Source organism: Myxococcales bacterium (assembly GCA_016699535.1).
Lineage (GTDB): Bacteria > Myxococcota_A > Polyangia > Polyangiales.
Map to the genome: position 1 here is coordinate 2842282 of CP064980.1, position 19569 is coordinate 2861850.

The following is a 19569-nucleotide window of genomic DNA, read 5'->3' on the forward strand; positions in this document are numbered from 1 at the left end:
AGCTGATTAATCGCAAGAGCGCTTTTGCTGATCGCATCGATGAGCTTGCCCTTTTTCGCTGTCCGGAATATCAAGAGCATAGATGGTCCGAGCCGCACGAATCGCATGCTCTTCGTTCACTTCCGGGCGCCAATCAAGAGCTTTTTCCAACGCCGGTACAGACCGCAAATCTCTCATCTCAAAAAGCAAATCCAGTATTAGCCGACCGTTGCGGTTGTCTTCGGGGTGCTCGACATAGGTCTGCACCAGTGGACCAACAATAACGTCCGCCACCGCTTTGACCTTGCTTGCTTCTCGATTGCCTTTTGCGTCGCTGAGGCTTTTCGAGTAGATGCGCGTAAGATTTGCAATGGCATTCTCCCGACGCACTGGGTCTGCCAACTCCTTGGCCTGTCCTGCTGGATCATCAGCATCGGCATGGCAGCCAGCAAGTATCGATAACACGACCACGCCAACAAGCCATATAGTGCTCACGCCGCGCCAGCGCGCGCTCGACACATTCCGCATGCTCTTACCCTTCATGACACCCTCCCTTTTCGACTTCTTGCTGAACATCGAGTCGGCTGCGAGTCTAACTCACTCAAGCGATATTTTCCTTAATTTACCCAAAACGTACTCAACCCTGCAATTCCCAGGTTAAATCGACCTTGCCAACGGCCCCAGTAAACCTCAACACGACGTATTTGCTGTGCCTTGAGATCACCATTTCCCCATTGTCAAAGCGTACAGGAAACACCACGCGAAATGCCTGACGGTGAGGCGACATGCTTGGAAAATAGACACGTTCCGGAACCCTAGGTCGGCCAATTTTTTCAATTCCGACAGGAGCCAGAGCCTGACCTTTTTCGTTGATGAGCAACACACGCCAGGCGCTGTCTTTATCGGAAATATCGCTTTCTCGGAAACGCCCACCCGCTAAAGTTACAAAAAAACTGTGGTGTCGAACCGAATCTTTGAGGTTTGTATCCAAGATATTTTGACGCTCGGCGGGCGGCAGAGAATAGTCTTTGGCATAGCGAACAGTGTAGGCCCAACGAAAGTCCCAAGACTCAAAGGTTGCCGTAACAGCCAAGACATCCCGCAACTCACCAAATTCAAAAGCATCGTGGGCGCGCGTCCATTTCTTGTAGACCTGTTCATAATCGCCAGCGGTGTAAGCACGCGAGCCCTGCCGGAGTGAGACCGATCCGCTGCCACAGCTTCCCAAAACAAGCAGCGAAAGGACGCCCAGCACCGAGCATGCCATCTTCCGCACTTTCATTTCGATGGTCCCATAAAGTCTTCTTGAGTATAGATTGCTGAAAACTTGAGACCCGAATCACGAATTGCTTCGGCGCCACCTTCCTGTCGGTCAACCAATGCGATAACCTGCTCAACTTTGAGTCCAGCTTCTTTCAATATGCCAATTGCCGCCATCGTTGATCCGCCCGTTGTGACCACATCCTCCAATACCACAACTTTTGCGCCACTGGGCAAACGATCATGCCCTTCGATCAAGCGCTGGCTTCCGTGGTCTTTGGCTGCCTTGCGCACATACAACGCATCCACAGGACGCTCCTGCATAGCCGAATACGTGGCTACGGCCGAAGCAAGCGAGCAGCCCCCAAGCGCCACCCCGGCAATCGCATCCGGAAAGCTTTCTTGTTCTGAAAGTTTGCCCCAAAAGGCTTTGGCCACGAGCAAGTGCCCTTCAGCGCTTAGAACACTTTGCTTACAATCGATAAAAAAGTTACTCCGAAGGCCGGAGGCTAAGATCACTTCACGGCGAGAAAAACTTCGTTCTTTAAGTAGACGCAGTAGACTGTCCATAACAGCAAGCAAGGCTGCGCCGAGTTCTTGCAAAAGGCAAGCATGACTTTAAATCCAATCAAAAGCACCGACGATTTACTCTCTCTTTTCTACGACGCATGTAAAGCAAAAACACAATTTCGCCTTGGCATGGAGTCCGAGAAATTTGGCGTCCACTCGGAGACCGGAGCCTCACTTCCCTATGAAGGGCCCGCTGGGATCGAAGCCCTGTTTAACGAACTCGTTCTGGAGCACGGCTGGGAGGCCGAGCGTGACAGCCAAAGCAAAAAAATGATCGCCCTGCGCCAACACGGCGCTTCAATCACCCTTGAGCCAGGCGGCCAGCTTGAGCTATCCGGCTCGCCGCAGCCTTGTGTACACAGCGTTGATCACGAACTACGGCAGCACCTTGAAGAGATTCGCCCGATCTCCGAGCGCTTCAAAATCACCTGGCTTGGCCTTGGTTTTACACCCTTTGCGCGTCGTGAAGACATCCATTGGGTACCCAAAAGCCGCTACGGGATCATGCGTGGCTATCTGCCTACGCGTGGCAGCAAAGCTTTAGACATGATGCTCCGCACCTGCACCGTCCAGGTAAACCTTGACTTCCTCGATGAAGCCGACGCCATGCGAAAATTACGCATCGCTCTAAAAGCACAGCCCATCACCACGGCCATGTTTGCAAACAGTCCTTTTTATGAAGGACGAATCTCCTCAAACAAAAGCGAACGCGCTCGGGTCTGGCTTGACGTGGATCCGGATCGTTGTGGTTTGCTGCCCTTTGCCTGGACCGAGAAGGCCCGTTTCGCCGACTACATGAATTGGGCTCTCACGGTTCCCATGTTCTTTTTTTCAAGGAACGGACAAGTCATCGCGAACACTGGCCAGACCTTTGCGGATTTTCTTAGCCAGGGATACGAAGGTCACCACGCAACCTACCCCGATTGGGAACTTCACCTCTCAACGCTCTTTCCTGAAGTTCGGCTAAAGAACACACTTGAGATGAGGGGAGCCGACGCGCAAAATGTTGATTTAGCGCGCGGCGTCACTGCGCTATGGAAGGGGTTGCTCTATTCAGACAAAGCCATGGATCGCGCCGAAGCACTTCTTGAAAGCCTTGAATGCGAACAGGTGCAAGCTGCTCGTCCGCAAATCGCCGCCAAAGCTTTGCAAGCCACGTTGGCCGGTAAAAAGCTCGCAACCTGGGCAGCGGAACTTCTTGATATTGCCCAAATTGGTCTTCATGAATTTGGCGTTTGTGATGAGCGCGGCATCGACGAGAGTAAATACCTACAGAACGTTGAGACACTCACGGCGCAAGGTCTGTAGCCAGCGGACATTTTGCTTCGCAACATAAGCCCCGACAGAGCGCGCTGCTCCCGCAGATTCTCAGACATGGTGGAGCGTCTGTCCCTCCAGAAACGATCTAAGCCCGAATTGCACGCTCTACTTGATAGTCACTGCTGCCCAACTACGTTTGCCGGCCTTGATGATATAGCGTTGGCCCTTGACTAACACGGCTTTGGGGTCTGTCACACGTGCACCATCAACCTCGACACCACCCTGCTCCAAACGCCTGCGTCCATCGCTTGAACTCTTAGCGAGCCCCGCTAAAACCAAAACCTTCGGAACCCAAAGCGGTTCACCCTCGGAATCGACCTGAACTTCCGGCATATCGGTCGGTAACTGTTTTTGGGAAAACTGCGCCATCCAATTCGCCACTGCCACTTCAGCCTCGCTTGCGCTGTGAAAGCAAGTCACAATCTCTTTGCCCAGTTCGATTTTGCAATCTCTGGGATTACGCTCGCCCGATTCGGCTTCCTTTTTGAGCTTGGCAAGCTCGGGACTTGGCCGCTCGGAGAGCAACTCGTAGTAACGCCACATCAAGGCATCAGAAAGACTCATGACTTTCCCAAACTGCTCGAATGGCGCCTCGGTCAGACCGATATAGTTATCGAGCGATTTACTCATTTTTTGGCCCACAATCTTGCCATCAACCACCTGGGCATTGATGCCCTCAAGAATAGGCGTGGTCATGACAATTTGCGGCTTGAGATTAAACTCACGCATCAAATCGCGCCCGACAAGCAAGTTAAACAGCTGATCGGTACCACCAAGCTCAACGTCGCATTCCAGATGGACGGAATCGTAAGCCTGGGCCAAAGGATAGAGAAGCTCGTGGATGGAGATACTGGTATGTTCAGCCCAGCGATTTTTAAAATCATCTCGCTCCATCATGCGCGCCAGAGTGTATTTGCCGGCAAGCCGAATCACATCCGCAAAGTTCATCTTCCCAAGCCAATTGTTGTTATAAACAAGTTTTGTTTTACTTGGATCTAAAATCTTACTGGCTTGCGCGGCGTAGGATTCGGCACCCGCTTTAATCTCTTCGGGGCTCACGACTGGACGTGTTGCACTGCGACCCGAAGGATCGCCTATTTGCGCCGTAAAGTCGCCGACAACGAAAATAACTTCATGCCCAAACTCCTGAAACTGCCTCATCTTTCGCAACAAAACAGCATGGCCCAAATGCAAATCGGGACGGGTCGGATCAAAACCTGCTTTTATCTTTAACGCTTTGGAGGATCGAAGACGGGCTTCAAGATCACTTTGCATTACAAATCCACCACGCCGCGTTTCAGCTGCGTTAGCTGCTCATTGATAGAAATGACTTGTTCTCCTTGTGGTTTGCCTCAGAATGACGGACTGAGCCGGCAAAGCACGATTTTTCTAATGACAAGGAAGTTTTTGCAACAAGCGTTGGGAACTTCTTGCGAAAAAACTAACACGGTCAGCAGGAAAATATTGCAAGCCAGCGAGGAGCGTCATATTGCGACAACTCGATGTTACTTTTTCTGCTCGTTTCGACGCTGAGAGCCTCGGTTTACAAGTTCTTTGAGTTCTTTTCCAACTTTAAAAAAAGGCAAGCGTTTTTCCGGAACGGAAACCGTCTGCCCGCTTCGTGGATTACGACCAGCATACGACTTATATTCACGTACCGTAAAACTGCCAAAGCCACGAATCTCTATACCTTCACCGCGATCAAGCGCAGCACTCATCGAGTCAAAAACACAATTGACAACTTGCTCAGCTCGGTTTTTGGTGATGTTCGCCTTACGAGCGATCGTCTCTATTAACTCAGACTTGGTCATTGGCAGCCGTCCTTTACATTAACCACTATACCGAGTGAAAAGCCAAAGTCAATATAGATTTCAAACACTTGTGATACATCGCCCCACGCCACCTACGCCACTGTACGTTTTTGCTCCTAGGCCTACACTCGCTGCTTTAGCGCTGGGATTGCGCTGCACAATCGTTTACTATCCAGCACAAATGTTGGCCTTTTGCCCAGCTTAGTCTCAATTCGGCGACGCTGCCAATTTGAGCTTATCAAGGGAGAAAAACATGACTGAACCTGGCGCGAGCTTCGATAGCCCACCTGAAACCCCACACCGGTCTGGCCCGCCGCCATTGAAGCATACGCCAAGACCGCCTGCTTTTTCCTTTGGAGTAGGCGATGAAGAAGCCTTGAAAAAGATTCGTAAGCACACCACGCCCGCTGGCCGCATTGTAGCGGTCTCGGTGGTGCTTGGCGCGATTGCGCTTGGCTTCATGTACTATCAGCAGCACAAAGCGCTCGAGCAAGCCAAAGCTGCTTACTACAAGGCTCACGAAGCGCCCACTACCGAAGCGTTCTTAAGCGAAATTCGCCGTATTTTTACCTGAGACCTCTTACGATGAACTGCAAGTCGAGATCATCGATAAGATGGGTCAGTACCGTGACGCCAAAGCCGTCCCCTTACTTATTGAACAGCTTAATGAAGGAGGTGTAGTGCGCCGCGCCGCTGCATTGGCGCTATCGGCCATTGGTTCACCGGGAGCCGACTCTGCAAAAGCCAAACTTTTAGATGTGTTGCCTAAATGCGATGAGCGCGATCAGTCGCAAGTTGTCTGGGCGCTTGCAGTGCTTGGCGAAAGGGCTGCTGCCGACGCCATCGTCGAAGCATTCAGCGAAGGACGTTTGCAATCGCAGCCAGGCTTTGACCCTAAAGTGATCGTTGATGCGGTCGGTGTAACAAAACTCGCCAACGACAAGCTGCTCAAACACGACCAAGAGGCCGTGCGGCTTTTGGTGGCTCAAGCCCTTGCTGAAGAAGCCAGCCCTGCCGTGGTCGGCCCGCTAAAAACCCTGCTGGATCAAGAGCTTGCACGAGAACCCGCGGATCAGTCTCAAGAAGTTTTGCGCGCAGCCGTAGCGGGTCTTGGCCGCACTGGCGATCCGAGTGCCGCGGCACGTTTATTTGCGTTGTTCGAACAAAAGCCAGGTATGAAAGCCAGCGTCATGGAGTCCTTGCGCAAATCGACCGCAGCCCCCGGCCTCATCACGTTGTTCAAACTCGCCAAGGATCTCGACAGCAAACAACAGCTTGTTCGTTTTATCCGACTTAGTCATGACCCTCGAGCCAAGGAGTTTCTCGTAGGCTTGCTTAAGGACGAAGACGATAGCATTCAAAAGCACGCAGCTTTTGGCCTAGCAGAGATGGGTGACAGCAGCGCGAACGCGTTGCTGCTTGGCTACGCTGCAGGCGACGATGACCCTCTTGCTATCGAGGCTTTACAAGCCTTGCGCAACGTCGCTCAAGAGCCGGATGTAAGCGCTTAGCGCTTTGTTCAGGACCGGCCTGGGCGCAAAGCAGCGGCGATGCGTGCACTTGCCGCCACGGGATCAGCGCGAGCTGGCAGCATTTTGCTCTCTGAACTCAAGGGAGATGACATCGAGTCTGCCGCTATCGCACTCGGCGAACTGCGCTATGAGCCAGCCTATGGCAAGTTGTTGAGCATGCTCAAACGTCCGAGCAACATCGATTTCTCTCAGCCTTCTCGAAAGAGCGAAGAAGCTTATCGAAACCGATTGTTGGCCGTTCAAGCGCTGGCTTATTTTGACAAACCGGAAACCGCAAAGAGCTTTGCTGCTATCGTAGAAGATACCGCAGATGACGCGCGTTTGCGCGCAAATGCAGGCTCCGCCCTCGGCATGGTGGCCAATGATGAAACCATGAGCGAAGTAACCCGCAAAGTTGGCGACAGTAGTATCGAAGAGCGCACTCGCGTCTTTTATGCGCAAGCCCTTTGGCAGAAACCACAACCTACACTTGCACAGGCCTTTATGGACCTGGTGAGCTCAGCAAATGCTTGGGAAGTTCAGCGCGCAGCAGCCGTAGCTTTAGGCTATTCGGCTGACACCTCATTGGCCGCAAAATTTCCAGCACTCCTGGAAAGCGAAAAAACCCGTCGCGCAGCAGCGCTGTCACTTACCCTGGGCGCTGATGAAAACGGGGCACGTAAACTTCTTGATGCCCTTTTGCAATACAGTGACGTGCGTGACATCTTGGAAGAAACCGTGCTGCGAGAAGACACGGATTGGTTCAACGTGCTCAATGAAGCCATGTTCAAGTCTGGGCAAATCTTTAGACGCATAAAGGTTGCAAAGGTTCTGCAAGAAGGCAAAGCCGAGCAAAGTTTTAGTTTTGCTTGGGCCCATCTCATGGGTCGCATGAAAGCTGGCTGGGATAGGCCCACAGGGATCACAGCGATTAAGCTCCGCAACTTGCTCTACGCGACACTCACTGGCGAAGACGAGACCTACCGCGAACTTGCTGCCGATGCACTCGATACCATTGGTGAGCGAGGTCTTTTGCTTGCAGTAAGAGACAGCAAAGGCCCAGGCACCGAAGCGGCTCGACGCGCGCTGTATCGTCCTGTTGTGGGGGAGTAGCAACACATGTTTTTTTCATCACCTGGAGAGAGCCACAAGCGGGGTAGGCTTGCTGGAGCTTTCAAGACCACACGGTCGGCGCATAAACTAAGTCGTTTAGACCAGCGATAACTTCAGGCTCTCTAGGAAGATGCTCCTGCAAGCCCACCCCGCTTGCGGCTCTAAGCGCCTAGGTTGAAGCATTGATCTACCAAAGAACTAGTCAGTCTTCTAGCCAGTGAAGCTGATGACTTGAGACACCGGTTTCAATGAACCAAGGCTCTTCCGGGAATTTAGTGGGTAAGTTGAGTGGAGGGAAAGCATAGAGTTTTGTGCACACTAATGGCCATGCGGGTCCACTTGCCAGTGACCAACAAGCCATTGCGGGAGGCGCAAATGTTACCCATAATTCTTGATTTTACATGGGGCCAACATCGCCAACTGGGGCCCCATGTGACCAGCGTTGGAGGGAAGTCCGCGATTCTGGCATCATTCTGCTCGCGCAGTTATCCCGGTTTTCTATTCCAAGCCCTTGAAAGTAAAAAAAAATTCAATGTACGACTATTAGCTACAAGTAAGGTGTTCTCCTTGGCACCTAAATTGCAAAGGTTACCTTGGAGTAGATTGAACAAAAAATGAGATACTAATAGGGAGTTGTCATGAGTTTTAAAATTAGTAACGTTTGTAGTCTAATTGGTGCAATCCAGATTTGCTGTGTAATTTCCAGTGCATGTAGTGTTTCCAGCGGCAATTCGATTGCTTCCTCAGATGACGCTCAAGAAAACCAACCGGAAACGTTTTGCATCTTGGGCACGGATGAAGGTTTAAAAGCAGCGGTTCTGACCGAGGTCGACAATTGGAACGAGAATAACCTTCCTAGTAACCATGGCCCGAATAGTTATGAGGACCTAGCGAATGCTCTCAGAGACTATATTAAAGTCGCACCAATGGGAGATAGTTATGCCGTTGGAAGGACCGCTGACTTTCTCAATACTGAGAATCCTTTCTTACAAGTGTCATCGATTTCCGGGATTGAATTTTCCTTTGTTTTTGACAAAACCCGTGAGATAGTATCGTACACCGCTTCTGGTATTGAGATTGAAAACGAACCTTTAGAAGCAGCGGTTCTGGCCGAGGTCAACACTTGGGACGAGAATAACCTTCCTAGTAACCATGGCCCGAATAGTTATGAGGACCTAGCGAATGCTCTCAGTGAGTATGGCATTGAAGTCGCACCACAGGGAGATGGTTATGCCATTGGAAGGAACGCCAATTTTCTCACATCGCCTTATTCATCACTGAGAGTGACCACAACAACCGAAGAGAACGAAGTGGCCTATGTGCTAGGTTTTGTTAAAGAAGGCAACGAATTTAGTGATGTTCAAATCTCTAAATCCACAATCGATCCACGTTTCATTGATGACACTGGTATTTGCCGAGACGAAGCTTTGAATGCTTTGAGTACGACTTGCGGAGAGTTATCAAAACAATATTATCAAAACCATGGCGACCCACAAGGGCGAGCTGACGATAGTGCTGATGAACAAAAAGAGTATCTGCATTGCGTAATGGGTACCGATAGTATTGAGACGACGGGAAACTCGATCAGTCTTGGAAAAACCCAGGAGTGTGAAGCCTGTATTCTTGTTTTTCCCTAGACATAGGATGCAGAGTTGCACAACGGTTTGCAGTAAACCTACATCGGTCTGATGGACTGGCCGAAATTAAACGATACACCCAAACACTCGTTTGGGTGTATCGTTTTTTCGACTGTGAACAAGCATGTAGGGCCTGTCGCAAAAGGAATCGAAAAAGAGGGGTAAGTTTAATAGAGTAGCTGGATGAGCGTAAATGAGGGCACAACACGAGACACATGGACTCCGGCTTTGCCAAAGTTTGAGCTCCTCGATGACTTGCCCGGTCACCTCGCTGACGAGCTCTTTGCTGACCCCCACACCATTGACCTCTTCAAGTTGCGTGCGAATATTTTCTTGACTTGTCCTTTTGATCCGCCGCCTAGAAGGTGGACCGTTTTTCGGGGAGCAGGTCAACGCAAAGGCAGTTATTTCAAAGCTTGTTCTAAGTCGGCGATGAGGTCTTCTGTATCTTCGAGTCCGACAGAGAAGCGAACGAGGTTGTCGGGAATCCCGAGAATGTTGCGTTGCTCTTCGCTTTGATCGAAGTAGCTCATAAGGGCCGGTTGCTCGATGAGCGACTCAACGCCCCCTAAGCTTGGAGCGATTTTAGGGATGCGCATCGCATCAATGAAGTGCGAGCAGTTTGCACCATCGCCTTTCACGGTAAAGGTTACCACGCCACCACCACCGCTCATGTACCTCTGATACAATGCATGGTCGGGATGAGAAGGCAAAGCAGGATACCAAACACGGTCAATCTTAGGATGCTTTTCGAGAAACTCTGCGACGGCAAGAGCGCTAGTGTTTTGCCACTGCACGCGAAGCGGTAAGGTTTTGATGCCACGATGCACGAGATAGGCTGCATGTGGATCGCAAACGCTACCAAGCACGTCACGCACATCCCGGTTGAGTGAAATCAAACCGCTTTGGCCACAGACAACGCCCGCAAGCACATCGTTGTGACCCGCAAGGTATTTGCTTGCACTATGGATCACTAAATCCACGCCGGATTCAAGGGGTCGCAAATTGACCGGCGTAGCAAAGGTTGCGTCAATGGCCGTTTTTACTTTCACTGATTTGCAAACCGCAACCATCTCTTCAAGATCGATCAACGCAAGATACGGGTTGGTGGGCATCTCACTCAGCACAAGTTTGGTCTCGGGTCGCAGCGCAGCTTTTAGGGCGGCGATATCACCGGGCGGCACAAGCGTATGCTCGACACCAAAGCGCTGCAGAAACTCGCGCATGAACTGCTTGGTACGTCTGTAACAATCTGCAAAGAGGACCACGTGGGACCCTGATTTGCACAACGCAAAAAGTACCGAGGTCACAGCCGCCATGCCGCTTGAAAACAACAACGCACTTTGTGCGCCTTCAAGATTGGCGAGTTTTTCTTCAACCCAGGCCACTGACGGATTACCGTAGCGGCCATACTCCTGACGCTCTTTCTCGCCGCGCATGTAAGCCACAAGCTCGGCGGTGTTTTCAAAAGCATAGGTTGCCGTTTGTACAATCGGAGGGGTTACAGCGTCGTGCGCGAAGATTTTCGCTTCACCAGCATGCACCGCACGTGTGTTTAGACCCAAAGTGTTTTTGCCATCGTTTGCCATGGTAGGGGCACCTTATACACTACAACCGCGCATGTCAGAAATGGCGTAAAATTTAGCAAAAGATGACATCTTTGGCTGTTTTAAAGCGTTTTAATTGCCACAATTGTCTTGTTTAGCTTTTTCTAGCACTGCCACAAACAGGCTCTTTTGGGCTTGGTAACTGCCTGGATAGAGCCACACGAAGGCTTCGGTAGGACGGTGGCCAGGCCCATCCAAGGCCTGGTCTGAAAACTGGGAATGGTGCGCTTTGAGCAACCGCAGCCTCTGCTCAACGCAGACCTCTAGCTCGAAATCGCCGTGCGCTCGGCTTGGCGCAAAGGCCCAATACTCCCCCACGCCCAAGCCCTGCTCTTTTTGCGCAAGGCTCTTTACCAAGGCCCCTACAGCTCGATGATGGCCATGTCGTGTGCCGGTCGGATCATCTTTAACGTGCATCGTTACCACTACCTGCGGCGCAAGCTTCCGTATCATCTGCCTGAGACGCGAGCGCATCTCTTTTACCCCACCTGGCACTTGCTTATTCCAACACTGCAAACTTTGTTCAGGATCTTGGTTGAACTCTGCATCAACATTCGCTGAACTTGGATAAAGATAAAAAAGCTTGGCGCCCGCAATCGTTGCAGCATTTCTCATTTCGCCATCACGAAGCTGCGCGACATAGCTGCGCGGATAGTCGCGTCGCTCGTGCATGATGCCATCGGAGGTTTTTTCAAGCACACGTCCGCCTTCGCCGTGGCTAAATACCAGCAAACAGGTTGAGACGCCAGCATCTCGAAGTTTAGCTAAGGTGCCACCGACGTACATGGCCTCATCGTCTGGATGAGCCGTAATGAACAACACCTGGCATGCACTTTTAGCTCGTCGCTTAGGCGCCGGGCCCGAAGCACATGACGCAAGCAATGTGCAGGCTATAAGTACGTCCAGGGCCCGCACAATGAAGATCAGTGTTTTTCACGGTCGATGCCGGGATGGTCTGCTTCGCCGGGTTCATGCCGTGGGTTTTTGGTTTCGAAACTTCCGTCCTGAGAGGGGATCGAAAGCAAGGTTTCTTTGTTGAACATAAAATGCTTGCGGTCGGCCGAAGCGGGAACATGCATACCCGTATCCATGCGAATAGCATCACAAGGGCACGCCTCCACACAATAACCACAGAAGATGCAACGCAGCTCATCAATCACGAAGACTTTAGGGAAGCGTTCATAACCATGGCGAGGGTCACCTTCTTCGTACTCACCAGCCTCGATATGAATGCATTGCGCAGGGCATGCCGTGCTGCAACAAAGACACGCCACACAACGTGGGGATCCATCAAGACGCTGAGTGAGGCGATGCACACCACGAAAGCGTTCGGGATAAACACGTGTTTCTTCTGGATAGTGAATGGTGTCGATGTCGCCCTTTTCTCGACTTGAAAAGGTGTTCTTAAAGAAGCGTTTCATCGTGAAAGCAAGGCCTTTGGCTATTTCAGGCACGTAGCTCTGTTCCGATATGCTTCGCTTCGGCTTGTAAATCAGCTTGGCCATCGCCTAGGCCCCTCCCAGCAGCAAAATAAAAAGTGCGGTGGCAAAGATATTCACTAGCGCCAAAGGGAGTAAACCCTTCCAGCATAGCTTCATGATTTGATCATAACGAAAACGCGGCAAGGTCCAGCGCACCATCAGCTGAACCCATATCAGCACGACCACTTTAACCAAAAACACCCCGACACCCAACAAGACCACCGCAAGATGTGGTAACGCGAACTGAAAGCCAAAAGCATCAATGCCGCCCACGCCGAGTCCTGGCAGATGATGGCCACCGAGAAAGATGGCTACCAATAGCGCTGATAGAAGCACCACCTCGATGGAATTCGCTCATGAAGAACATCCCGAACTTCATGCCCGAATACTCGGTCAGATAACCGCCAACGATTTCACTCTCGCCTTCTGGCACATCGAAAGGTACGCGCTTGGTTTCGGCAATCGAGGCCGCAAAAAACAAAATAAAGGCAAAGGGCTGCACGACAATGCCCCATAGGGGAAGCGCGCCCCAATGGTGGCTCATTTGCCATTGCACCATATCTTCAAGACGAAGACTGCCGTAAACCATGAAACAGCCGACAAGGGTAAGTCCCAAAACGACCTCATAGCTCACGAGCTGTCCGGCAGCGCGAAGTCCACCCAGCAACGAATATTTGTTGTTGCTTGAATAACCAGCAACGGCCGCGCCAACAATTCCGGTGCCCGCGATCGCGAAAATAAACAAAACACCAACATTGATTGAGGCTACTTGCATAGGAATGGCCGGGCCGTCCGGAAGCAGCGAGTTCGGAGCAAAGCCAAACGAATCCATCAAATGCTCTGGGTAGAGTGTGCCACCAAAGGGAACCACCGCAAAAGCAAAGATCGCCGGAACCAGAGCAATCATCGGGGCGATAGCGTGAAGCAGTTTGTCACCATCGGGCGGAACAAAATCTTCTTTAAAAATCATCTTCATGGCATCGGCCAAAGGATGCAAAAGGCCAGCCAATGTGATGTTGAAACTGACTTGCTTACCGAAAAAGTTAAAGCGCACTGGGATACCCGCGCGCACGGGCCCGATGTGGTCTTGGATCATTGTGCTTTAACGTCACTCAGCCCAAACAAGCATCGAAGCAAAAGCCCCAACGACTACGCCAAGAATAAAAATCATTTTAGCCAAGGTCCAAACGACCAGTGCCGTAATACTCATACGTTACTCTCCTGGCTTAGTTGTTGTGGACTGCGCGCTTCAATGAAGGCCTCGTTCAAGTCTTGAAACTTTGCATAGTCAAGTGAGATGCCCATCTTCTGGGCAAGGCTGACAAGCGCGAGCCAAGCGGGCTCAACATCCTGAGGCGGTTTCACCGCAGGGGCAAAATGCTGCAACATGCCCTTGGCGTTGACAAAGCTTCCGTGCATTTCGGTATGCGTTGCGACCGGAATCATGACCGTGGAATAAGCCGCAAAGGCACCAGGATGCGTGCTGAGATTGATCAACGTCTTGAGTTTAGCAAGGGGTGCAAGCTCGTCCCCTTGCTGCTCAATGCTGGAGCCGAGCACGATTAACGTTTCGATACGACCGGCCTCGATATCGCTTAGCAACGCGCTGCTGCTCTTAAGTTCACCGGAAACACATTGCGCAGCTCCTGCGCGGTTTGGGTTGTGGTCGGTGTGACGCAAAATCGAATCGCCCTTCCAGTCCGGATTTGCAGCCAGATAAAGCGAGGCTGCCGCAAAGTTTTTGCTCGCCAAGGTGGCTAACACAAAGTTGTCTTCGGTCGGATGAGTCGCGCTCAGTACCACGCCAAGCTTTTCAGGCATCGCTTCTTTGAGCACTTGCGCAGCATGCTCAAGAGCTTGCTCCATGCTCAACTGCTCAAAGGTCTCGCCCTTGCGAATCTGAGCCTTGAGCAATCGTGCCTGTTGCATGTCTTTGTAACTCAACATGCCATCGTCGCACATCCAATATTGATTAACCTCAGCATTGTCCCTCGGTCGAAGCCGTTTGATGGTGTTGTCTCGAGGATCAAAATCGACATGCATATTGCAGCCTGTCGCACAACCCGAACACACGCTCGATGCGGTACGCAAAAACCACACCCGCGCCTTGAAACGAAAGTCTTTACTGGTCAACGCGCCCACAGGACAAACGTGCTCGGTCATCAGGGTGTAGTCGTTGTCGAGCTCACGGCCAGGAGATACAACAATCTCGTTTTGATTGCCTCGCTCACGCATATCAAGCACGTGATCTTTGGCGACCTCGTCACAAAAACGAATGCAGCGCGTGCACATCACGCAGCGCTCTGCATCATAGACGATGGTTGGGCCAAAAGGCACAGCCTTGGGTTTGTGCACAGGTTCAGTAAGCTTGCGCTTAAGTTCGCCCTGATGCTCGAACCAGTAGTCTTGCAACTTGCATTCGCCAGCTTGATCGCAAATCGGGCAGTCCACCGGATGGTTGAGCAACAAAAACTCGTGTGTTGATTTTTGAGCTTTTTGCGCAACCTCACTGCTCTCGCAGAGCACTTCCATGCCTTCAGCAGCAGCTTGCTGACAGGCCGGCGCGAGTTTGGGTTTGGTGTCTGGCACAAAAGCTTTTTTGTCGCCATCCCATTTAAGGATGGGCATGTTCATCGGTCGTTCGGCTTTAATTTCGACCAAGCACATACGGCAGTTGGCAGCGACCGAAAGACCTGGATGCCAACAATAATGCGGGATGTCGATGCCTTGGCGTGCAGCGGCCCGAATAATGGTATCCCCTTGTTCAAAAGGGATGTCTTTTCCGTCGAGTTTAAAGGTGGGCATAATCAAAACCTAAGCTTAGCGGTCACACTCTCCGCCAATCATGTTGATGGAGCCAAAAGACGGGACGATGTCTGCTAACATCCCTCCGCGAAGCATATCGGCACAGGCCGCGAGATTGAAAAAGCATGGTGGCCTGCAACGCACACGGTACGGCGTGCCACTGCCATCAGAGACAAGATAAAAGCCAAGCTCACCGTTGCCAGCTTCGGTGTAGCCGTAGGCCTCTCCTTTCGGGATTTTTAAGCCTTCCATGACGATTTTAAAGTGAGCAATGGTCGCTTCGATGGTGCTATACACTTTGTCTTTTGGCGGAAGCACGAGCTTGGGGCTGTCGATGCTTACTGGACCATCATCCGGCATTTGCTCAATCGCTTGAAGCAGGATGCGACAAGACTGACGAACTTCCTCAAAGCGCACCATGAAGCGGTCGTAGTTATCGCCATCGTGCCCCACAGGAATCTCAAAATCAAAACGGTCATAGACCATGTATGGATGCGCTTTTCGTACATCGTAGTCGATGCCAGTGGAGCGAAGCACTGGACCAGTCACGCCATAAGAAAGGGCATCTTCTTTGCTCAGCACACCGACGCCTTGCGTGCGATCCAGGAAAATACGGTTTTTGAGTAGCAAATATTCGGTTTCTTTTAGCACCCGCTCAATCTCGGGCAGAAGCTCACGCACGTCCTGCTTAAGCGTTTCGGTGGGCTCTTTGGCCATGCCACCGACGCGGCCAAAGCTATGGGTCATGCGTGCACCGGTCTCGCGCTCAAGGATGTCCCAAATCCATTCGCGCACTTTAAGGCACCACAGAAAAGGCGTAAAAGCGCCAAGCTCCATTGCTGAAGCGCCGTTGCAGGTGAGGTGGTCAGTGATACGCGCAAGCTCACCTAAGATAACGCGATAGTATTGGCCTCGCTCCGGCACTTCGATGCCAGCCAGCTTTTCTGCAGCCAAGGCAAAACCCACGTTGTTGAGCATGGGTGAGACATAATTAAGCCTATCGGTGTATGGAAAAACCTGGTTCCAGTTTCCGCGCTCGCAGGATTTTTCAAAACCGCGATGCAGGTAGCCCGGCTGGACGTCGAGGTCCAAAATAATCTCACCATCAAGCTGAAGCTCCATGCGAATGGTACCGTGCATCGCAGGATGCGATGGTCCCATGCTGAGCTGCATGGGCTCGCTTGGAAGCTCAAGCGCTACATCGGTATCAAGTTCGACTACTGGTTCCATCGTTAAGCTTCGCCTCGTGTTGCGTCTTTAGGTTTACTGATCGCCGTGCTGCTTAGCGAGCTGCGTTGCCCTTGCTGCACTCCAATGGCGGGAGAAACTTGCTTATCACCACCCTTGAGACGATTGAGCCAGTCGATGCGGTTCCAAGGCTGCCCCTCTTCTTTGCCGAAAGGTGCAAGCTTTTCGATACCATCGACTTCACGATAAGGAATCAAAGGCTGGGCGGCTTCGATGGGATAATCCTTGCGCAACGGAAAGCCTTCAAACTCGTCGTAGAGCAGGATACGGCGCATATCGGGATGTCCTTCAAAGACAATGCCAAACATGTCGTAGATTTCACGCTCTCCCCAGTTACAGCCCTTCCATATCGAACTAAGCGTGCTCAGCTGATCGCCGTCAGAGATCCGTGTCTTAATACGAATGCGGAATCCACTTTTGAGGGAACGAAGCAGCAGTAGCACGTCAAAACGAGGCAGTTGCGGCTCGCGCTCCGGGTAGTCCACGGCAGTGATATCGATAAAATGCTGCATGGCGCATTGAGGATCGTCGCGCAAATAAGTGGCTACGGTAACCCAATCGGCAGGTGCGACAACGACTTCATCGTCACCGTGCTCATCGTGACTTGATAAAATCTTTTCGGCAAACTCTGCCTTGAGTCGATCAACAACGCTTTTACTCATGCTTCGCCTTTTCTTTGCTTTGGTCTTGTTGAGGTGCGGCGCCGCCTTCTTTGCTCAGACGTAACTTGTTGAGGTGCTCAGGGATGCGTGCCGGAGGAACCACGAGTTTGTCTGTGCGCCCGCCTTGGCTGATCTTCTCTTGAAGCAGCATAAGGGCATCAAGCACAGCTTCGGGCCGTGGAGGACAGCCAGGAATATAAACATCGACGGGAATGATCTTATCGATGCCGGGTACCGTGGTGTAGTTGTCGTAAAAACCGCCGCATGAAGCGCAGGTTCCAAAGGCAATCACCCATTTAGGCTCGGCCATTTGATCGTAGATGCGTTTCAAAATAGGCGCTTGTCGCTGACTAATGGTGCCTACCACCCACAGCAGGTCAGCCTGTCTGGGGCTGAAACGCGGGGCTTCTGCTCCAAAGCGCGCGATGTCATAGCGCGGTCCAGCCGCAGCCATAAACTCCATCCCGCAACATGCCGTTGCAAAAGGATATTGAAACAAGGAGTACTTGCGCGCCCAGGCGAGCAAGGCATCAAAACGTGTCAGTGCGTAGCCCGTCTCACCACCTTGAAGACTTAAGCTTCCCATTCAAGCGCCCCTTTCTTCCAGGCATAGACCAAAGTCAGCGCTAAGATCCCAAGGAAAACCACCATCTCCATAAAACCAAACCAGCCAAGCTGTCTGAAAAGCACAGCCCACGGGTAGAGAAAAACGGCTTCGATATCAAAAACAACGAATAAAATCGCTGTGAGGAAGAACTTAACCGAGAGCTTTACATGCTTGGCGCCGCTCGAAACCCAGCCGCTTTCATAGGGCATGGCTTTTCGGGCGTCATGTTCTTGGCCCTAAAAGCGAAGTCGCCACGAACACGCCGCCTGCAACAAGCAGCGAGAGTCCCAACATCATAAAAATGGGCAAATAGATAAGAAACATCAAGCGGCTTTGTAGTGCTGTGGCCCCAAACTGTCAATGAAGACAAGCTTTCATGCACGTTTAGGGCCTCATGTTCGCTAGGACTTTCCGCGAGCTTTTCCTATCCGCGGCTTACGGCTTCGGGCTTCGTCGTCAGGTATCAAGATACCATCCTCCTCAGCCCTGTAGGCGCGCTCGCACCTAGAAAAAGCTCGCAAAAAGTTATGTTTGCAAGCGGAGCTACCGCGCTAAATCTACTGGCTCATTTTATCCTGCCCTGACGGAGTACCAGTTTGCTCTTTCGCTGCGGCGAGACGGTTCACTCTTTTTAGATCGCGGATCTAGCGACGGCTTTTTAGGATTTGTTCTAGAGCATTGGGCTCTTTTGGAGCATCTTCGCTGAGGACTTCGCAAGCTTCGGGCGTAACGAGCACGTCATCTTCGATCCGAATGCCGATGCCACGCCATTTTTCCGCTACCTTTGCGTCTGCTGAGACGTAAAGACCCGGCTCGACGGTTAAAACAAAACCCGGCTCTAAGGGGATCGGTCCTTTTTCCGTCTCATAGACGCCAACGTCATGGACATCAAGGCCGAGCCAGTGGGAAGTGCGATGCATGTAAAAAGTTTTATATGCGCCACTTTCGATGACTTCGGCAGGATCGCCTTGGCACAAGCCGAGCCTACACAGGCCTTCAGAAATCACCTGAACCGCGGCATTGTGGACATCAAGCGAATTGCCCGGTCGCACTTTTTCGATGGCAGCTTTTTGCGCAGCAAGCACGATGTCGTAAAGTTCGCGTTGCTCGACGGTAAACTCCCCATTAACGGGAAAGGTTCGCGTGATGTCGGAGGCGTAAAAGTCCCATTCACACCCCGCGTCAACCAAGAGTAAATCACCGGATTGAAGGCGGCTGTTATTGCCGCGGTAGTGCAAGATGGTTGCGTTTACGCCCGCTCCAACGATGCTGCCGTAGGCCGTGCGCTCGGCGCCATTGGCCCGAAAACTTCGCAAAAGCTCAGCTTCGACTTCGTATTCAAAGCTGCCCGGTCGCGCTACCCGCATGGCGTTTTGATGGGCCTCGGCGCTAATGGTAGCCGCTTTTTTCATACGCGCGATTTCGGCAGGGCTTTTTTTCATACGCATCGGATGCAAGGTCTTTGCGCTATCAACAATCGCCACAGGGAAGCTGGTTCCTCGCCAAGATTTCGCGCGCAAATCGCTGAAAATAGACGTTATTTTGGAATCGTATTCAGCGTGAACACCTAGCCTTGTGTGAATGCTTTCTGCGCCTTTCAGGTATTCGGGAAGCTTGTTTGAAAGCTCTGAAATTGGAAAAGCCGCATCAACCTCAAAGTGTTCGACCGCTGCATCAGGTCCAAGCCGTGGGCCATCCCAACGCTCCTTTTCAGGATCGTTCTGTCGTAAAAACAGGACCGATCGGTGCTGATCGTGAACGTTGCTAAGCAATAAAAGCGACTCCGGCTCGGTAAAACCCGTCAAATAAACAAAATCGCTGTCTTGGCGGTACTCATGCGGCACGTCATTGTTGCGCATGTACACTGGCGCCGCTGGGAATAGGCCAACGCCTTTATCGATCGATGAAAGAAACGCTTCGCGTCGTGCCTTAAATTCTGCCTGATCCGGCTTATCCAT

18 protein-coding genes and 2 pseudogenes are annotated in these 19569 nt (G+C 51.7%); 5 read left to right on the forward strand and 15 right to left on the reverse strand.

The features are described from left to right. Nucleotides 1-6: 6 nt before the first annotated feature. The 3 genes from IPJ88_13450 to pyrE all read right to left on the reverse strand — a co-directional run bounded on the left by IPJ88_13450 (nt 7) and on the right by pyrE (nt 1809). Nucleotides 7-522, reverse strand: a complete 516-nt coding sequence (locus tag IPJ88_13450; protein QQR89205.1) for a hypothetical protein — start codon at nt 520-522, stop codon at nt 7-9. A gap of 94 nt (nt 523-616) precedes the next feature. After that, the gene (locus IPJ88_13455) at nt 617-1261 is read right to left on the reverse strand and encodes a hypothetical protein (protein ID QQR89206.1); all 645 of its coding nucleotides are present in this window, start codon (nt 1259-1261) and stop codon (nt 617-619) included. Continuing rightward, the gene (pyrE, locus tag IPJ88_13460; protein ID QQR92043.1) at nt 1258-1809 is read right to left on the reverse strand and encodes an orotate phosphoribosyltransferase; all 552 of its coding nucleotides are present in this window, start codon (nt 1807-1809) and stop codon (nt 1258-1260) included. The genes IPJ88_13455 and pyrE overlap by 4 nt, the downstream gene beginning before the upstream one ends. 42 nt (nt 1810-1851) lie before the next feature. Between pyrE and IPJ88_13465 the strand changes: the two genes are divergently transcribed. Further along, the gene (locus tag IPJ88_13465; GenBank protein ID QQR89207.1) at nt 1852-3117 is read left to right on the forward strand and encodes a glutamate--cysteine ligase; all 1266 of its coding nucleotides are present in this window, start codon (nt 1852-1854) and stop codon (nt 3115-3117) included. 117 nt (nt 3118-3234) lie between these two features. On the opposite strand, the gene IPJ88_13470 is transcribed toward IPJ88_13465, so the two are convergent. Both IPJ88_13470 and IPJ88_13475 read right to left on the reverse strand, forming a co-directional pair. Then, a complete protein-coding gene (locus IPJ88_13470; protein QQR89208.1) occupies nt 3235-4404 on the reverse strand; it encodes a tyrosine--tRNA ligase in 1170 nt (389 codons plus the stop codon). A gap of 230 nt (nt 4405-4634) precedes the next feature. Then, on the reverse strand, nt 4635-4940 hold the full coding sequence (locus IPJ88_13475) for an integration host factor subunit beta (GenBank protein ID QQR89209.1): 306 nt from the start codon (nt 4938-4940) through the stop codon (nt 4635-4637). A gap of 253 nt (nt 4941-5193) precedes the next feature. Between IPJ88_13475 and IPJ88_13480 the strand changes: the two genes are divergently transcribed. The 4 genes from IPJ88_13480 to IPJ88_13495 all read left to right on the forward strand — a co-directional run bounded on the left by IPJ88_13480 (nt 5194) and on the right by IPJ88_13495 (nt 9201). After that, nucleotides 5194-5514: a hypothetical protein gene (locus IPJ88_13480; protein QQR89210.1), complete on the forward strand. Its 321-nt coding sequence runs from the start codon at nt 5194-5196 to the stop codon at nt 5512-5514. A gap of 40 nt (nt 5515-5554) precedes the next feature. Next, nucleotides 5555-6451 carry a HEAT repeat domain-containing protein gene (locus IPJ88_13485; GenBank protein QQR89211.1) on the forward strand — a complete coding sequence of 299 codons (897 nt, stop codon included), beginning with the start codon at nt 5555-5557 and terminating at the stop codon, nt 6449-6451. Between the two features lie 39 nt (nt 6452-6490). Then, the gene (locus tag IPJ88_13490; protein ID QQR89212.1) at nt 6491-7564 is read left to right on the forward strand and encodes a hypothetical protein; all 1074 of its coding nucleotides are present in this window, start codon (nt 6491-6493) and stop codon (nt 7562-7564) included. 638 nt (nt 7565-8202) lie between these two features. Continuing rightward, on the forward strand, nt 8203-9201 hold the full coding sequence (locus IPJ88_13495; GenBank protein ID QQR89213.1) for a hypothetical protein: 999 nt from the start codon (nt 8203-8205) through the stop codon (nt 9199-9201). A gap of 404 nt (nt 9202-9605) precedes the next feature. Here the strand turns inward: IPJ88_13495 and IPJ88_13500 are convergent, their stop codons facing one another. The 10 genes and pseudogenes from IPJ88_13500 to IPJ88_13545 form a co-directional block, all read right to left on the reverse strand. Further along, complete coding sequence (locus IPJ88_13500) at nt 9606-10790, reverse strand: aminotransferase class I/II-fold pyridoxal phosphate-dependent enzyme (GenBank protein ID QQR89214.1); 1185 nt, start codon at nt 10788-10790, stop codon at nt 9606-9608. Between the two features lie 90 nt (nt 10791-10880). Next, nucleotides 10881-11630: a PIG-L family deacetylase gene (locus IPJ88_13505; GenBank protein QQR89215.1), complete on the reverse strand. Its 750-nt coding sequence runs from the start codon at nt 11628-11630 to the stop codon at nt 10881-10883. A 101-nt stretch (nt 11631-11731) separates the two neighbouring features. Next, nucleotides 11732-12313, reverse strand: a complete 582-nt coding sequence (locus tag IPJ88_13510; protein ID QQR89216.1) for an NADH-quinone oxidoreductase subunit I — start codon at nt 12311-12313, stop codon at nt 11732-11734. Between the two features lie 3 nt (nt 12314-12316). Then, nucleotides 12317-13499, reverse strand: a pseudogene (locus IPJ88_13515) (NADH-quinone oxidoreductase subunit H). Continuing rightward, a complete protein-coding gene (locus IPJ88_13520; GenBank protein ID QQR89217.1) occupies nt 13496-15094 on the reverse strand; it encodes a (2Fe-2S)-binding protein in 1599 nt (532 codons plus the stop codon). The pseudogene IPJ88_13515 and the gene IPJ88_13520 overlap by 4 nt, the downstream one beginning before the upstream one ends. A 15-nt stretch (nt 15095-15109) precedes the next feature. Next, nucleotides 15110-16324 (reverse strand): NADH-quinone oxidoreductase subunit D, encoded by a 1215-nt coding sequence (locus IPJ88_13525; GenBank protein QQR89218.1) that lies wholly within the window; start codon nt 16322-16324, stop codon nt 15110-15112. A gap of 2 nt (nt 16325-16326) precedes the next feature. Beyond that, entirely contained in the window at nt 16327-17004 is a 678-nt protein-coding gene (locus tag IPJ88_13530; protein ID QQR89219.1) for an NADH-quinone oxidoreductase subunit C, read from the reverse strand. Next, nucleotides 16997-17590: an NADH-quinone oxidoreductase subunit NuoB gene (gene nuoB / locus IPJ88_13535; GenBank protein QQR89220.1), complete on the reverse strand. Its 594-nt coding sequence runs from the start codon at nt 17588-17590 to the stop codon at nt 16997-16999. The genes IPJ88_13530 and nuoB overlap by 8 nt, the downstream gene beginning before the upstream one ends. Then, nucleotides 17578-17935: pseudogene (gene ndhC, locus IPJ88_13540) on the reverse strand (NADH-quinone oxidoreductase subunit A). Before ndhC ends, nuoB begins: the two are co-directional and overlap by 13 nt. Before the next feature lie 320 nt (nt 17936-18255). Further along, nucleotides 18256-19569, reverse strand: a complete 1314-nt coding sequence (locus IPJ88_13545) for an aminopeptidase P N-terminal domain-containing protein (GenBank protein QQR89221.1) — start codon at nt 19567-19569, stop codon at nt 18256-18258.

Coding starts and splice junctions, on each gene's coding strand:
- IPJ88_13530 (QQR89219.1), bottom strand. CDS start 17,004: ATGAGTAAAAGCGTTGTTGATCGACTCAAGGCAGAGTTTGCCGAAAAG.
- IPJ88_13490 (QQR89212.1), top strand. CDS start 6,491: ATGCGTGCACTTGCCGCCACGGGATCAGCGCGAGCTGGCAGCATTTTG.
- IPJ88_13480 (QQR89210.1), top strand. CDS start 5,194: ATGACTGAACCTGGCGCGAGCTTCGATAGCCCACCTGAAACCCCACAC.
- IPJ88_13520 (QQR89217.1), bottom strand. CDS start 15,094: ATGCCCACCTTTAAACTCGACGGAAAAGACATCCCTTTTGAACAAGGG.
- IPJ88_13545 (QQR89221.1), bottom strand. CDS start 19,569: ATGGATAAGCCGGATCAGGCAGAATTTAAGGCACGACGCGAAGCGTTT.
- IPJ88_13510 (QQR89216.1), bottom strand. CDS start 12,313: ATGGCCAAGCTGATTTACAAGCCGAAGCGAAGCATATCGGAACAGAGC.
- IPJ88_13470 (QQR89208.1), bottom strand. CDS start 4,404: ATGCAAAGTGATCTTGAAGCCCGTCTTCGATCCTCCAAAGCGTTAAAG.
- IPJ88_13525 (QQR89218.1), bottom strand. CDS start 16,324: ATGGAACCAGTAGTCGAACTTGATACCGATGTAGCGCTTGAGCTTCCA.
- IPJ88_13450 (QQR89205.1), bottom strand. CDS start 522: ATGAAGGGTAAGAGCATGCGGAATGTGTCGAGCGCGCGCTGGCGCGGC.
- nuoB (QQR89220.1), bottom strand. CDS start 17,590: ATGGGAAGCTTAAGTCTTCAAGGTGGTGAGACGGGCTACGCACTGACA.
- IPJ88_13475 (QQR89209.1), bottom strand. CDS start 4,940: ATGACCAAGTCTGAGTTAATAGAGACGATCGCTCGTAAGGCGAACATC.
- IPJ88_13500 (QQR89214.1), bottom strand. CDS start 10,790: ATGGCAAACGATGGCAAAAACACTTTGGGTCTAAACACACGTGCGGTG.
- pyrE (QQR92043.1), bottom strand. CDS start 1,809: ATGGACAGTCTACTGCGTCTACTTAAAGAACGAAGTTTTTCTCGCCGT.
- IPJ88_13495 (QQR89213.1), top strand. CDS start 8,203: ATGAGTTTTAAAATTAGTAACGTTTGTAGTCTAATTGGTGCAATCCAG.
- IPJ88_13485 (QQR89211.1), top strand. CDS start 5,555: ATGGGTCAGTACCGTGACGCCAAAGCCGTCCCCTTACTTATTGAACAG.
- IPJ88_13465 (QQR89207.1), top strand. CDS start 1,852: ATGACTTTAAATCCAATCAAAAGCACCGACGATTTACTCTCTCTTTTC.
- IPJ88_13455 (QQR89206.1), bottom strand. CDS start 1,261: ATGAAAGTGCGGAAGATGGCATGCTCGGTGCTGGGCGTCCTTTCGCTG.